The sequence below is a fragment of the Pseudomonas sp. 102515 genome, from assembly GCF_031085165.1.
In the GTDB taxonomy this organism is placed as follows: domain Bacteria; phylum Pseudomonadota; class Gammaproteobacteria; order Pseudomonadales; family Pseudomonadaceae; genus Chryseomonas.
Window position 1 is genome coordinate 602,421 of sequence record NZ_JAVHTY010000003.1, and the last position, 14,468, is coordinate 616,888.

12 protein-coding genes are annotated in these 14,468 nt (G+C 50.2%); all 12 read left to right on the forward strand.

Annotated features, from left to right (window positions below; translation table 11 throughout):
- Positions 1-376: 376 nt before the first annotated feature.
- The 12 genes from RCF34_RS14205 to gmd all read left to right on the forward strand — a co-directional run bounded on the left by RCF34_RS14205 (position 377) and on the right by gmd (position 14,466).
- Positions 377-1,171 (forward strand): ABC transporter permease, encoded by a 795-nt coding sequence (locus tag RCF34_RS14205; protein WP_308708740.1) that lies wholly within the window; start codon positions 377-379, stop codon positions 1,169-1,171.
- Positions 1,168-2,388, forward strand: a complete 1,221-nt coding sequence (locus tag RCF34_RS14210; protein ID WP_308708741.1) for an ABC transporter ATP-binding protein — start codon at positions 1,168-1,170, stop codon at positions 2,386-2,388. The genes RCF34_RS14205 and RCF34_RS14210 overlap by 4 nt, the downstream gene beginning before the upstream one ends.
- On the forward strand, positions 2,385-3,920 hold the full coding sequence (locus RCF34_RS14215) for an FkbM family methyltransferase (protein WP_308708742.1): 1,536 nt from the start codon (positions 2,385-2,387) through the stop codon (positions 3,918-3,920). Before RCF34_RS14210 ends, RCF34_RS14215 begins: the two co-directional genes overlap by 4 nt.
- Entirely contained in the window at positions 3,920-6,457 is a 2,538-nt protein-coding gene (locus RCF34_RS14220) for a glycosyltransferase family 1 protein (RefSeq protein WP_308708743.1), read from the forward strand. The genes RCF34_RS14215 and RCF34_RS14220 overlap by 1 nt, the downstream gene beginning before the upstream one ends.
- Before the next feature lie 48 nt (positions 6,458-6,505).
- Positions 6,506-8,557, forward strand: a complete 2,052-nt coding sequence (locus tag RCF34_RS14225) for a hypothetical protein (RefSeq protein ID WP_308708744.1) — start codon at positions 6,506-6,508, stop codon at positions 8,555-8,557.
- Positions 8,558-8,646: 89 nt separating this feature from the next.
- Entirely contained in the window at positions 8,647-9,012 is a 366-nt protein-coding gene (locus RCF34_RS14230) for a hypothetical protein (protein WP_308708745.1), read from the forward strand.
- 9 nt (positions 9,013-9,021) lie between these two features.
- The gene (locus RCF34_RS14235) at positions 9,022-9,831 is read left to right on the forward strand and encodes a glycosyltransferase family 2 protein (RefSeq protein WP_308708984.1); all 810 of its coding nucleotides are present in this window, start codon (positions 9,022-9,024) and stop codon (positions 9,829-9,831) included.
- A complete protein-coding gene (locus tag RCF34_RS14240; protein ID WP_308708746.1) occupies positions 9,824-10,720 on the forward strand; it encodes a hypothetical protein in 897 nt (298 codons plus the stop codon). Before RCF34_RS14235 ends, RCF34_RS14240 begins: the two co-directional genes overlap by 8 nt.
- Positions 10,710-12,173, forward strand: a complete 1,464-nt coding sequence (locus tag RCF34_RS14245) for a hypothetical protein (protein ID WP_308708747.1) — start codon at positions 10,710-10,712, stop codon at positions 12,171-12,173. Before RCF34_RS14240 ends, RCF34_RS14245 begins: the two co-directional genes overlap by 11 nt.
- A complete protein-coding gene (locus RCF34_RS14250) occupies positions 12,166-12,564 on the forward strand; it encodes a capsular biosynthesis protein (RefSeq protein WP_308708748.1) in 399 nt (132 codons plus the stop codon). Before RCF34_RS14245 ends, RCF34_RS14250 begins: the two co-directional genes overlap by 8 nt.
- Before the next feature lie 11 nt (positions 12,565-12,575).
- Positions 12,576-13,337, forward strand: coding sequence for a glycosyltransferase family 2 protein (locus tag RCF34_RS14255; protein ID WP_308708749.1), 762 nt, complete (start codon positions 12,576-12,578; stop codon positions 13,335-13,337).
- A gap of 97 nt (positions 13,338-13,434) precedes the next feature.
- The gene (gene gmd / locus RCF34_RS14260) at positions 13,435-14,466 is read left to right on the forward strand and encodes a GDP-mannose 4,6-dehydratase (protein WP_308708750.1); all 1,032 of its coding nucleotides are present in this window, start codon (positions 13,435-13,437) and stop codon (positions 14,464-14,466) included.
- Positions 14,467-14,468: the final 2 nt, after the last annotated feature.

Genomic DNA, 14,468 nt, shown 5'->3' on the forward strand with positions numbered 1-14,468 from the left:
ATCCCTTAGGAGGTCAGTGCCAACGCTATGGGTTAACATCACGCGCCGCGTTATTTAGGTGCCACCGAGCCTCTAGATGCAGGCTACCGGACTGTACAGAGGCCTATCCGCATTTCAGGGAGCTCATGTTCACTTCAACTGCACCTCACTGCCTCCGCCTCAGCGGCTTCATGGCGGGGTACCGTCGGCATCGCGAGCCGCTATCTGACCATCAGGGGGTGGTCGGATCAGCGTTCGGTAGAACCTATGGCAGTCATTCTGCTCTATCTCCCTCCACGCCGCCGACCGCAGCCATTACGTCTGGATGGCCGCGAGTGATCACTCGGCGCGACGATGCGTTTTCCCATCACTCAGAACCTAATTTGGATGGTAATTGATGCTTGGCATGTTCAGGAGCGTCATCGCTTATCGGGAATTCATCCTTTCTTCTATCCGAAATGAATTCCTGACTCGCTTTTCTCGTAGCAAATTGGGTGGCCTGTGGATGATTATCAATCCGCTAGTCCAGGTTGCTATCTATGCCATCATTCTGTCGAACGTTCTCTCGGCCAAGCTGCCTGGTATTCAGAACAAGTATGCCTACGCGATCTATCTAATCGCTGGAACGCTTGGCTGGACGTTATTTTCAGAAATTGTAGGGCGCTGTCTGACTCTCTTCATCGATCAAGGCAACTTGATGAAGAAAATGAGATTTCCGAAGATAGCTCTGCCGGTTATCGTCGTCGGGAGTGCAACTCTAAACAATATTCTGTTGCTTGTTTCAGCCTTGGTAGTCTTCCTGTTGATGGGGCATTATCCGGGATGGAATGTCTTTTGGTTGTTACCCCTTACACTCGTTGTCATTGCCCTTGCCACTGGGGTCGGTTTGCTACTGGGAGTATTAAATGTCTTCGTACGGGATGTGGGCCAGGTCGTGCCCATCATTCTGCAACTGCTATTCTGGTTCACTCCCATTGTTTATCCCGCCAGCATCATTCCTGAAACGTTGCGCCCCTATCTGAGCTGGAATCCATTGGTACCCGTCATCGAGGCTTATCACCAAGTACTGGTCTTCAATAGCGCGCCCGATTCCCTGGCATTGCTAACCGTGGTCTGCGTGGCCAGTCTGCTGTTGTTAATTGGCCTGTTTGTCTTTCGGCGAGCCAGTCCAGAGATGGTGGATGCACTATGAGCCTGCTTAAAATATCGGGACTCGGAAAGTCCTATCGGACCTATGCATCCGAATGGTTTCGCTTTGCTCGCTGGTTTGGCTTCAAAGGTGGAGTACTCGAAGAAAAGTGGGTGCTGCGCAACATCAGCTTTACCGTAGAGCCTGGCCAAGCGATCGGCATCGTCGGACAAAACGGGGCAGGCAAGAGCACTCTGCTCAAGATGATTACCGGAACGCTTCAGCCTACCGAAGGTAGCATCCAGCTCAATGGTCGGATCTCTGCCATTTTGGAGCTGGGCATGGGGTTCAACCCCGAACTCACCGGTCGGCAGAACGTGATGCATGCTGCAGGCCTCATGGGATTCGGTGGCGAGCAAGTCCAGCGCGAAATGGGTAACATCGAGGCCTTCGCGGAGGTAGGTGACTATTTCGACGAACCTGTTCGCACCTATTCCAGCGGTATGCAGATGCGAGTTGCCTTCGCCGTGGCTACTGCGTTTCGTCCGGAAATTCTTATTGTCGACGAGGCCCTGTCGGTCGGCGATAGCTATTTCCAACATAAGAGCTTCGCCAAGATCCGAGAATTCCAGCAGCAGGGTACGACCCTGCTGATCGTTTCCCACGACCGTGACTCGATCCAGGCGCTTTGTGATCGTGCGATCCTGCTGGAGCGGGGGGGCATTATTAAGGATGGCGCCCCGGAAGAGGTCATGGATTTCTACAATGCCCTGATCGCCGAAAAGGAAAACTCGACGGTACAGCTCAAGACGCTCGAAGATGGCAAGGTACAGGTCAGCTCTGGTACCGGCGAAGCACGTGTTGAGCATATCGCGCTCTATAACGAAGCAGGCCAGGCAGTTGAACATCTGAATGTTGGGGAGCCCGCGCGTCTACGGATCAAGGTGAAAGTCTACCGAGATCTGGACAGTCTGGTTCTGGGCTATGGCATCAAGGATCGTCTCGGCCAAGTCATGCACGGGACCAATACCTGGTACACCCAACAGTCGATCGAGCAGCCCCGCGCAGGGGATCTCTACACTTTCGATATCATCTTCAAGGCAAATCTGGGGCCGGGAAGCTATTCCGTGCAGACGGCGCTGGTGGACAAGGAAACCCATCTGACGGCGAACTACGAGTGGCGTGATCTGGCCTTGGTATTCACCGTATCTAACTTCGACAAGATTTATTTCGCTGGCTGCAACTGGCTCAATCCGGATATCGAGATTTCCAAGGCATGACTTTCATTTCATTCGCACAGAACCGGGAAGACGTCATTCTTTGGCGCGCGCTCGGACATCTGGAAAAGGGTTTCTACATAGATGTGGGGGCCAACGATCCGGTCGAGCACTCCGTGACCAAGGCGTTCTACGATCGTGGCTGGCATGGCCTCAATGTCGAGCCCGTGCAACAGTGGCATGACCGCTTACGTGAGGCACGTCCGCGCGATATCAATTTGCAAGTCGCCGCCGGCTCCCGTGAGGGTGTTATGACTCTCTACGAGGTGGCTGACAGTGGCCTGTCTACATCCAGCAAGCTCGTAGCCGATCGGCATGGAGAAAAGGGCTTCGATCATCGCGTGACGCAAGTGCAGGTCGATACCCTAGGGCACCTTTGCAGCCTCTGGGAAATCGACGAGGTGCATTTCCTCAAGATCGATGTCGAGGGTGCGGAACGTGAGGTCCTGCTTGGCCTCGACCTCACGCGACTTCGTCCTTGGATCATCCTGGTCGAGTCGACCGAGCCCCTATCGCAGCGGCGGAATCACGAGGAATGGGAAGATCTCGTCACGAATCAAGGTTACACGTTCGTTTATTTCGATGGTTTGAATCGCTTTTATCTGGCGGATGAGCGCGCGGAGCTGGGGTGCCACTTCGACGCCCCTCCCAATGTCTTCGATGACTACTTGCCAATCGGTCACTTGAGCGTGATGGAGCAAGTTGGCGAGCTGTCGCACAGGTGCCACGAGTTGGCCCGTCGGGGCGAAGAACTTGCCCAGCAGGGAAAAGAGCTTGCCCAAGCTCTGGCTGAAGCCGAGCAACGCAATGTGGATGTGAGTATCAAGATCGTTGCTTTGGAAAACGAGTATTTGAAGGCCGAGCTAGAGCACCAGAAGTCCTTACTGGGCCAGGAAACGCTCAGGCATAGACTGGAGAGTGCTGAAGCACAGCTGGCGGAATCCGGTCTCAAACTCGCGCAATTGGAGCAGAGTGATAAAGAATTACTAGGCCTGCGCCAAATCTTAAGCGAATGCTTTCCGACGCTGGTATCTCCCGACCGAGACATCGCTGGAAGCATTCGCCAGCTAAGTGCTGAGCTGGCCCGCTACAGGTCCGAGCAGTTGGACGCGCAGGCCCGTTATCAGCGGCTGATCACCAGCCAGTCTTGGCGACTGACCCGACCGCTACGCGAGGCTCGGCACCGGGTACTGCGCCTTCGTCAACGGCCGGGAGGTCTGAGGCTGGCGGCCAAGAAGACCCTTCGTCCTTGGTTGATGCGATTGATGCGTCAGGTGCTGGTCCGCCCTGGGCAGCGCCAGCGCGCCTCGGCGCTGCTGCGGCGTTTCCCGGGACTTTATGCACGCCTTGCTGCTATGGCCACCCGGGACAACCTCCTACATGAGGTTCAGCGCGCCTCTCAGCCACCCCACGATCCCCACCACTATATCCAGGGATTGGAGCCCGATCTTTCAGAGATGAGCGTAGCTGCGCGCGAGCACTACCAGTTCCTCAAGTCGGCGCTGGAAAACAAGCCTCCAAAGGAGAGCAACTGATGCGCATCGTACTCGATCTGCAGGGCGCCCAGACCGAGAGCCGCTACCGGGGCATCGGGCGCTATTGCCTTTCCCTTGCCCAGGGAATCGCCCGGAACCGTGGAGAGCATGAACTCATCCTGCTGCTCAACGGACAGTTTGCAGACACCATCCTTCCTATCCGGCAGCAGTTCCAGGACTTGCTACCTGCTTCAGCCATTCAGGTTTGGTACGGTACTCAACCTACCGCAGTCTGCCTACCTGGGAACGAGTGGCGACGTGCAGCTGCGGAACTGCTCAGGGAAGCGTTCATTGCTACCCTAGAGCCGGATGTCGTGCTGATCTGCAGTCTTTTCGAAGGTACGGCGGACAATGCCATCGTTAGCCTCGATCGCTTTCAGGCCGGCTGTCCTACCGCAGTCATCCTGTATGATCTGATTCCGCTCATGAATCCCGAGCAGTACCTGGATCCCCACCCGGTATTCAAGAGCTTCTATCTGGACAAGATCGAACAGCTGCAGGCCGCAACCGGATGGCTCGGTATTTCCGAGTCTTCCTGCCGTGAGGGACGAGAGATCATCGGGTTGCCGCAGGAGCGCCTATTCAACATTTCCACCGCTGCCGATCCGCAATTCGCCCCTCAGGTTTTAGAGCCTGAGCGCCGGGCGTTGCTGTTGGAGAAGTTCTCCATCCAGAAGGACTTTGCCCTTTATACCGGAGGAGCCGATGCTCGCAAGAACCTTGAGCGTCTAATCGAGGCCTATGCTCGCCTGTCGGCACCGTCCAGAGCTGCGCACCAATTGGTACTCGCTGGCAAGATGCCTGAGCAGAGCATCGCCGCATTCAAGGCTCATGCTGCCCGGGTTGGCATCGCCGAGCACGAACTCATTTTCACTGGCTACATCACCGATCATGAGCTGATAGGACTTTACACCTTATGTAAGGTGTTCGTGTTTCCCTCTTGGCATGAGGGTTTCGGATTGCCGGCGCTCGAGGCCATGAGCTGCGGTGCGCCCGTCATAGGCTCCAACAGGTCTAGTATTCCTGAGGTTATCGGCAACCCAGATAGTCTGTTCGATCCGCTGGACGTGACGGGTATGGCTGAGATGATAGAGCGCGTCCTGGACGACGAAATTTTCCGTCAAGAATTGATCCGCCGCGGTCTTGAGCAATCTGGTCATTTTTCCTGGGACCTTACTGCCAATCGCTGCATCCATGCGCTTGAGCAATTGGCTACTCTTGCGGAAACGTCGTTGCAGCTGGCGCCGGAGTCTCGGTTGTCCCTGCTGCGGGAACGGGTTGTTGCCATCGAGACTGGTGTGCCTACCTATGACGACCTCAAGGCCTGTGCCGTCGCCATGGCCAGAAACTTCCAATCGCGGTCGAGCAGAAAGTTGTTCGTGGATATCTCGCAACTCGTCCACGTCGACTCGAAAAGCGGTATCCAGCGAGTCGTCCGTAGCATTCTCAAAGAGTTGCTCGTCGCACCACCCGTGGGGTACGAGGTCAAGCCTGTATATGCGACCATGGATAGTCGTGGCTATCGACATGCCAATGCCTTCGTGAAGGAAAGTCTTGCGGAATTCGTATCTCTGGATTCCAGCGAAGATACCGCCATTGATTACGGGGCCGGCGATGTCTTCTTCGGTCTGGACCTGCAGCATCACGTCGTGATGCGCCAGCAAGAAGAGCACCTGGCCATGCGCAATGCTGGCGTAAAGGTCGTCTTCGTCGTTTACGACCTGCTGCCCATCACCATGCCTGAAGTGTTCCGCGACTTCATTGGCGAGTTGCATCAGGATTGGCTGACCGCTATCGCCCAGAATGATGGACTGCTCTGCATCTCTGCGGCGGTGGCTGACGACATGCAGCGGTGGCTCGCGCAGCACTTGCCCGAAGGATGCCCACGACCGGAGGTTGGTTGGTTCCACTTGGGGGCCGACGTGGAAGGCTCCATCCCGACGCGAGGCTATCCTGAGGATGCCGAAAGTGTTCTCGCGCGGCTGCGTGAGCGACCGACTTTTTTGTCGGTGGGCACGATAGAACCACGCAAGGGGCACGATCAGACCCTTGCTGCCTTTGAGGTGCTCTGGCAGCGCGGCGTAGACGCAAACCTGGTTTTGGTGGGACAGGCAGGCTGGAACGTCGATGCTCTCATCGAGCGACTCGATTCCCACCCCATGAGGGGAGCCAAGCTGTTCTGGTTGAAGGGGATAAGCGATGAATATTTGACTGACATCTATAATACGGCAAACGGCCTAATATTCAGCTCCAAGGGAGAGGGCTTTGGCCTGCCGCTCATCGAAGCTGCCCAGCATGGGTTGCCAATCATCGCAAGAGACCTTCCTGTTTTTCGTGAGATTGCCGGCGAGCATGTTACCTATTTTCGCGGTATAGATGCTCAGGTATTGGCAGATTGCATTTCACAATGGATGGAGTCTAAAAAGTTAGGCCGACCGATGCCAGATTCTTCAAAAATAAAATGGCTGACGTGGAAGGAAAGCAAACTTCAAGTAGAGGCTATGTTGCTCAAGTTTAGGGCGGATAAAGCTAAATAACGCGCCAGCGACGATTTGCTAAATACTTTGAGAGAAACCCTTGGTGATATGCAAATGCTACGTCTTGTTTTTGGTTGGTTTGTCCTTTTATTAATATCGTCTTTACTGTTGTTTAAGACTTATCTCCATAGTGATTTGCTATTCTTGGATAGCGTAATGGTGGATATATTTCAGAACAATGGTAGCTGGCGTGACTGGAAAATAACTCCTGCGCCTGCCTATTTTCCAGATGTACTCAGCTACGCGATCGGTTACTGGTTACTGCCTAATCCAGCGTTAAGGGTCGTTTTCGTCTGTGTGATACAGGCTATAACCTTGGCCATGGCTTGTCTTCGCCTTGCCAGAGTATTGCAGCCTGATCTTTCTGTTAATACCAGATTGGTAGTACTTGGATCGCTCGCACTATTAACATTTGTTGCCTCTCACTCAGGGATGTGGTTGTTTTTTAACAGCACTAATAATCATTTTGCAGCACTACTCTTCCCAATTCTTGCGCTATCACTAATTTTAGGTATTGTGGAGAGGGATCGTGGTTTTGACTACTTGCTATTGGCCATTTGTGTCGTTGCCGGTACAGTGTCGACTTCCATATTTATCTTGTCTTTCACATTGCCCATGGTGATCATGAGCTTCACGAGCATGTTGATTAGTCGTCGCTCGAAAGCCAAGGTGAAAGTTTGGGCGAAAATTCTGGCCGCTCTTTGCCTTGGACATTTGCTCTCGACTGGTGTCAGTCGCCTGTTGATCTCGTATGATGCTCTTAGCGGTCGAGCTCCGATGACTGTTGAAGGTGCCCTAGTCGCGGCAAAATATCTATATGCCGCAACCCTGGGAGTATTTGGAAGAGATAATCTCTACACCTTTACTTTGGCCCTAGTAATTGTTGTGGCTATGGCTTGGCTGTCAATTGACTGTGCTCGGCGTTTGTCTTTGAGTAATAAACAGACATCAGATGGAGCCTCTGCTTTAGTTTTTCAATTTCCACGTGAACAATGGCAGTTATTCCTTTGCTTCGCGTTCCTCTGCTTAGTCATTCCTGTGTCAGTGGTTGGGGTCGTTGCCTCAGGTGGCTTCCTCGATTTGGCAGGTTATCGGTATTTCGCTTTCCCTCTTGTTCTAGCAATTTTGCTATCGATCGTAAAGTTGAGTTTTTGTGATGCTTTCGAGAGGAAGACCGCTCAGTTAGCAATCCAATCTTCGCTAGGGTTGATAGCCGTTTTGGGTGTGCTTTCGTTTAAGCCGCTCTTGGTAAGCAGTGGTCAGCCGGACTACGCTACCCTAGTGAAGAAAGGGGTAAAAGGGCCTTCTGACTATGTTGCTAGCTGTATAGATGGGATTGCCAGGCAAGGTTTAAACCTAGGATCTGGAGTCGCGGATTTTTGGAATGCTCGTAGCGTCTCCTATAAATCAAGTTTTTCCCCTTACATTCTACCAGTGCTGCAAAACGCTGATCCTTTTTTTCATATGATGACTCTGGGTCCATTGAAGGATCGGGGGCGCTATGATTTGAAGCCTTACAATTTTGCGATCTTGAATCGCTCAGGTACGCGCTCTCAGTTCGATTTGTTACCCGAGACAATAGGTCGAAGCTTGCCAAAACCTGAGCAGGTATTCACCTGTGCGGGCACTGACCTCGAAATTTGGTTTTACTCTGATCAAAGCCTCAACGATTTTATGCAGGCTAAAATTGATAGCTTTCTCGGTCAAACTGGGCAGTTTCGTCGATATGAAGTTGAAGGAGATAAAGTGCTTGGCCTCATAGGAGGCGCCGAACAGCATGAGCGGACCGCTGTAGCTGGTAGAAGCGGTGAAGGCTTTCTAATGTATGGACCCTATATCGATCTTCCTCCGGGTGAGTACCAAGTGACCATTGACTACAGCGCTAGTGCTTCGGGAAGCCGTTGGGATGCAGGTAGATTCAACGATCCAGAAAAAAATTTAACGATCTCTTCGGGGAATTTTCTAACCACAGTAAATTCCACCGCAAAGCGGTTTACCCTAAAAAACAAAATAGAGCAATTTGAAATACGAGCTTGGTATAATGGTCAGGGCAATTTATCTGTACGCAAAGTTAGTATTTTGCGAGTATCTGAGCAATGATACTGGCGCGCAAACTTGAGTGGCGACCAGAAATAAGACTGATTCTAGGGTTTGTGTTGGTATCTGGGCTGGGGTGGATTAGTGATGTCATGGCATATTTCGTGGCAACGCATGTCTTCTTGGCGTCTGCCTTTTCAGCCAACATTTTGTCTTCTTTCATAGGCGTCACGCTTGTGTGGTTCCTGTCAATAAAGTCACTTTTTAAGGTGACCTCTAAACGCAGGCGTTATTTCTTGATTTTGTACTGGGGTTGGCAGGCTGTTTCTATCTTTTTTTATTCTAAAATCATACAGGGAGTAGATGGTTTTATGGCCGAATACTTCGCGGGTGGAATGTGGCTTTCATATTCATCGATAACTGCCAAGATAGTAGTCACGCCAATTAATTTATTGTCCAATTTTCTGTTTATGCGCTGGCTTAGCGGTTTGATTAAGACAGTCATTAAGGAGGCTTGAGTGGATCAAATGAAAGGAAATGAACGCGTTCTGGTTTTTATTCCCGCCTATCGTTGTCAGGCGCAGATTACCAGAGTGATCGGTCAATTCGATGCTGAGGTCCAAGCGTTAATCGATACCGTTATCGTTGTCGATAATATCTCTCCAGATGGAACCCTGCAAGCTGCGATAGATTCGGCCGTAACTATCAATAGTTGTAGATTCATCGCCTGGAAAAATGATGATAATTATGGTCTTGGCGGCTCGCACAAGGCAGCTTTCCGTTATGCTTTGGAGGAAGGCTACGAATACCTGGTTGTTTTGCACGGTGACGATCAGGCAGATATACATGACCTTATTCCTGCATTTAAAAAACAGACTCACAGAAAAGTGGATTGCTTGCTAGGGGCCCGCTTTATGAAAGGTAGCCGCTTGATGGGATATTCGAGGTTCCGCACCCTCGGCAATAGGGTCTATAATGTGCTATTCGGATTAGTGGCAAACAGGCGAGTCTATGATCTCGGGTCTGGTTTGAATCTGTATAGATTGGATGCGTTTAAAGAGTTTTATTATAAAAAATTTCCTGATGATTTGACTTTCAACTACGTCATGCTGTTGGCTAGCTTTCATCGCAAGCAGAATGTTGCTTTTTTTCCAATTAGCTGGAGAGAGGAAGATCAGGCATCTAATGTAAGACTGTTTCGTCAGGCTTTCAAAGTTCTAGGTTTGCTTGGGGGCTGCCTGTTTAAAGGTAATGCTTTTTTTGAGGAAGAGATGCGTAGCAAAGTAGTTTCTTCTTATAGCGGAAAGATTGTGCACGATAAAAATGCTCATGAATAAGCGCGCGCTATTGGGCTTCTTCTTGTTGTTTGTTTTTGCCTCACTTGCGGCGTGGCTTTTTTTATTCGGATTTTCTATACTTCATCTTTTGGCAAGTGAGCAGCCTTTTGCGCTATTTTGTATAATTGCACTTTATTTTTCTTCGCATAGTGTCCGTATGTTACGGCTGTCTTTGTTGACGTTGGATGAAAGAGAAAAGGCATTGCCACTTATGGGGGCTCATGCACTAACCGCATTTCCAAGTGCTTTTTTGCCTTTTAAAATAGGTGAATTTTTGCGGTTAGGGGGATTTTTCTATGTTTATAGTGGAAGAAGGAAAGCCCTGGCGATTTGGCTGGCTGAACGATTCTCGGACATTGTTGTACTCGTCGTTTGCATTGTTGGATTGTATATTTTTAACGTTGAAGTTCCAGCCGAAATGCGTGTGGTTTTTATGGTGTTCCTCTCGGCTTGTCTCCTTGGTTTGTTTGGAATGTTCGCCGTCTCAAAGGTATTCGTCTATCTTAATAGGCATCTCGTATTGGTGAGCCGTAGTAGCCACGGTCTTTCACTCCTTAAGGTTAGTCATGGTTTGCGTCTTTTAGAAACTGACGTCGTCAAATCTGTCGAAGGACGGTTGTCTGGTATTCTTCTGCTAACTATTCTTGTTTGGGCCCTTGAAATGCTGGCTATCGCTGTATTTGTGAAAGTTATAGAAGCAAGTGAGCCGAGTATGGCCAGTTTATTTTATTCGGTTTTGTTAGGTGGTTCAGCAGATGGATCTAATACTCAATTGAGCGTGTTTGGGCTACATCAATCACTGGCGCTTGCCTTATTAGCGTCCGTTTTTCTGATGCTTGCTGGCACAGCTACTTGGCTAAAGGAATCTAGGTCTCGAGATGCTAGATAAGCAGAAAAATATAATACTAATATTCGACGATCGCGAGATAGTCAGCGGTGACGTTAGGAACTTAGTTGGCCATCGTCGATACGGAGAAATTGTCTTTAAGCGAAAAACGCTTATTCGACATTTTTTTAGTGCTGTTCCGGATTGGATGAGTAAAAACTTTATTCATTTGCGAAGTGCGGACGATCTCCCTGAGTTGCGGAGGACTCTAGAAACAAGCAGCGAGTCTACAGCGGTCTGCGTAGTGGCAGGGCGAGCAGGGTTTCGCCAATTGCAGTATTTGAATCAACTCATGCAGCGAATGCCCTATGCCGAAGAGGATTTCATAGATCGCCTGTATAAACCATTAATATTGTTCCTCCAAAATGCTCACTTTTTGGTAGAGAATTGGTCAACCTTCGTAGCTAGTCCGCTGCACATGTGGGACCGTGCATGGCAAGGTTTTCAGCGAGTTCAATCTATTGAGCCATTTGATCTTTCCAATATAAGAGATTTTCTGTCCTTTACCTGCGACTCTACGGCTACTCGGCACTTCAACGAGGTGCAGATAGATACGTTCTTTTACACGAAGCGCTCGACAGATAAGCGCAAGATGTTAGCCGAATATTCTTTTTACAATCTTGTTCCTGAGTCTATGCGACCTTGGCTGATTCAGCCGTTTGATTATCAAGACGAAGGTGGGCGGGCCTCATATAAAATGATGCGTTACTACCTTGCTGACGCAGCATTGCAATGGGTACATGGAGCATTTGAAAGAGATACTTTCGAGCCCTTTGTTGAGCGGATTTTATTTTTTCTCGCGTCTCGACCGCAGCAGTTACAAAATAAAGAAGACGTTGCGAAAATTGCAAAAAAGTTATTCGTTGACAAGGTCAAGCACAGGGCAGAAGAATTTCTTTCCATTGAGCGGGGTCGTAGCATAAATGATTTAGTGAAGAGCGCTACTCCACATCTTGAGTTGAATAGTCAAGTTGAGCGCTATCTTCGACTGTATCATCGTCATCAAAAATCATTTGAACAAGCCCATTTGGTTGTTGGTCATGGTGATCCATGTTTTTCAAATATTCTGTACGATCAGCAGCGCTATTTGCTTAAGCTTATAGATCCCAAAGGGGCTATAAGCCAGGACGAGATTTGGACTCATCCGCTCTATGATCTTTGCAAGATTTCACATAGCATCATGGGTGATTATGATTTCATTAACAATGGGCTTTTCGAAGTTGGATTTACAGAGGAGAGCGCTCTTAAGCTAACAATCAATCAAGGCAATATGTCGAGTCTCAAACAACTTTTCTTGAAGTCTATAGCGACCCAAGGCTACAACGCAAAAGTCATGCGCTTAGGGGAGGCATCATTATTCTTATCCATGCTGCCGTTACATCTAGATCACCCTAAGAAAATAATGGCTTTCCTAGTAACGTCTGGGAAAATACTTGACGAGATTGAATATGGATAGCTATCAAGAGGAGTTAGATGGAGTTTTGATAGTGGATGTCGACGGTACGCTGTGCGAGATTAAATCGGCAGGACAAACATATGCCGACGTCGAACCAAAACTTGCGATGATCGAAAAGCTCAAGGAGTATAAGAGTAAAGGTTATAAGATACTGTTGTTTACCGCGCGTAATATGCGAACATTTAATGGCAATATTGGTTTGTTGAACAAGCATACTGCTCCCGTTCTGTTGGAATGGTTAGATAAATGGGAGGTGCCATATGACGAGATTTTGTTCGGTAAACCATGGCCTATGAGGCGCGGATTCTATATTGATGATCGCGCTATTCGGCCCGATGAATTTCTTTCCCTTAGCGAGGAAGAAATTCAGACCTTGTTAGGTCAGGACTAGGAGCGGCATAAATGTCAATTAATATTGTTATTACAATGGCTGGTCGAGGGTCCCGCTTCACCGAAGCCGGATTTACGGTGCCGAAATATGAAATACTCGCGCATGGTAGAAGTCTGTTCGATTGGTCGATGCTGTCGCTGAAAAATTTTTTCTCCCCTGATTGTCACCTGATTTTTGTATGCTTGAAAAGTAATAGGTCTTCTGAATATGTCCTTAGCCGCTGCCACAGTCTAGGTTTAAAAAATGTCCAGATAGTTGAGCTGGATGGCCTTACAGATGGACAAGCAACTAGTGCCTACCTGACAAGAAATCTTTGGCGAGTAGATTTGCCGTTACTCGTGTACAATATCGATACATTTGTCACGCCGTCCTCTCTTGGTCCCAAGCAAATTAGAGAAGGATCTGATGCATGGATTCCATGTTTTCAGGTCCCCGGTGATCACTGGAGTTTTGTGAAGCTTGGCTCAGACCAATGGGCGATTGAATTTTCAGAGAAAAAAAGAATATCTGATTTCGCTTCGATTGGGCTTTATTGGTTCGCGCGAGCAGATTATTTTTCTCAAGCCTATGAAAACTTCTTCTCCAAGCCCGATAGCTTAGTTCGAGGCGAGCGTTATATTGCTCCGCTCTATCAAGAATTGCTTCTTCAAGGGCTGAAAATTTCGATTCTCGATTTACCAGTCGAAGACGTCCATGTATTAGGTACTCCCCAAGAGCTTAATTCCTTCATGCAAAAATCTCCTGACCAACTAGAAGGCATCGGCGATCTCTGAATTTGTCGTGGAAGCTGCCGAAACAACAGGTATCCTGTAATACGGCGTCTTTGCGTTCTAGGTTCTAGTTAGGGTTCAATCGACTTTAGGTACATTTATGAAAGCAATCATCACCGGCATCACTGGCCAAGACGGCGCCTACCTGGCGCAACTGCTGCTGGAAAAAGGCTATACGGTCTATGGCACCTACCGCCGTACCAGCTCGGTCAACTTTTGGCGTATCGAGGAGGTCGGTGTCGCCGGCCATCCCAACCTGCACCTGGTCGAGTACGACCTGACCGACCTGTCCGCCAGCATCCGCCTACTGCAGACCACCGAAGCGACCGAGGTTTACAACCTCGCTGCCCAGAGCTTCGTGGGGGTGTCCTTCGACCAGCCGGTGACCACCGCCGAGATCACCGGCGTTGGCCCGGTGAACCTGCTCGAAGCCATTCGTATCGTCAATCCGAAGATCCGCTTCTACCAGGCGTCCACCTCGGAGATGTTCGGCAAGGTCCAGGCCATTCCGCAGATCGAGAGCACCCCCTTCTATCCGCGCAGTCCCTATGGCGTGGCCAAGCTCTATGCCCACTGGATGACCATCAACTACCGCGAGTCCTACGGCATCTTCGGCACCAGCGGCATCCTCTTCAACCACGAATCCCCGCTGCGCGGCCGTGAGTTCGTGACCCGCAAGATCACCGACAGCATCGCCAAGATCAAGCTGGGCAAACTGGACGTGCTGGAGCTGGGCAACCTCGACGCCAAGCGTGACTGGGGCTTCGCCAAGGAATACGTCGAAGGCATGTGGCGCATGCTGCAGGCCGACAAGCCCGACACCTACGTGCTGGCCACCAACCGTACCGAAACCGTACGGGACTTCGTCAGCCTGGCGGCCAAAGCCGTGGACATCCAGCTGGAATGGAAGGGCGAAGCGGACAAGGAAGAGGGCTACTGCACTCGCAGCGGCAAGAAGATCGTCGCCGTGAATCCCAAATTCCACCGTCCCGCCGAAGTGGACCTGCTGATCGGCAACCCCGAGAAGGCCAAGCGTGAGCTGGGCTGGGAGCCCAAGACTACCCTGGAGCAACTGTGCCAGATGATGGTCGAGGCTGACCTGCGTCGCAACGAACAAGGCTTCTCGTTCTAACC

What these genes read in the sequence shown, in the direction of transcription:
- RCF34_RS14230 (WP_308708745.1), top strand. Translation starts at nt 8,647, where the DNA reads ATGGCATATTTCGTGGCAACGCATGTCTTCTTGGCGTCTGCCTTTTCA.
- RCF34_RS14245 (WP_308708747.1), top strand. Translation starts at nt 10,710, where the DNA reads ATGCTAGATAAGCAGAAAAATATAATACTAATATTCGACGATCGCGAG.
- RCF34_RS14225 (WP_308708744.1), top strand. Translation starts at nt 6,506, where the DNA reads ATGCAAATGCTACGTCTTGTTTTTGGTTGGTTTGTCCTTTTATTAATA.
- gmd (WP_308708750.1), top strand. Translation starts at nt 13,435, where the DNA reads ATGAAAGCAATCATCACCGGCATCACTGGCCAAGACGGCGCCTACCTG.
- RCF34_RS14235 (WP_308708984.1), top strand. Translation starts at nt 9,022, where the DNA reads ATGAAAGGAAATGAACGCGTTCTGGTTTTTATTCCCGCCTATCGTTGT.
- RCF34_RS14250 (WP_308708748.1), top strand. Translation starts at nt 12,166, where the DNA reads ATGGATAGCTATCAAGAGGAGTTAGATGGAGTTTTGATAGTGGATGTC.
- RCF34_RS14215 (WP_308708742.1), top strand. Translation starts at nt 2,385, where the DNA reads ATGACTTTCATTTCATTCGCACAGAACCGGGAAGACGTCATTCTTTGG.
- RCF34_RS14240 (WP_308708746.1), top strand. Translation starts at nt 9,824, where the DNA reads ATGAATAAGCGCGCGCTATTGGGCTTCTTCTTGTTGTTTGTTTTTGCC.
- RCF34_RS14220 (WP_308708743.1), top strand. Translation starts at nt 3,920, where the DNA reads ATGCGCATCGTACTCGATCTGCAGGGCGCCCAGACCGAGAGCCGCTAC.
- RCF34_RS14255 (WP_308708749.1), top strand. Translation starts at nt 12,576, where the DNA reads ATGTCAATTAATATTGTTATTACAATGGCTGGTCGAGGGTCCCGCTTC.
- RCF34_RS14205 (WP_308708740.1), top strand. Translation starts at nt 377, where the DNA reads ATGCTTGGCATGTTCAGGAGCGTCATCGCTTATCGGGAATTCATCCTT.
- RCF34_RS14210 (WP_308708741.1), top strand. Translation starts at nt 1,168, where the DNA reads ATGAGCCTGCTTAAAATATCGGGACTCGGAAAGTCCTATCGGACCTAT.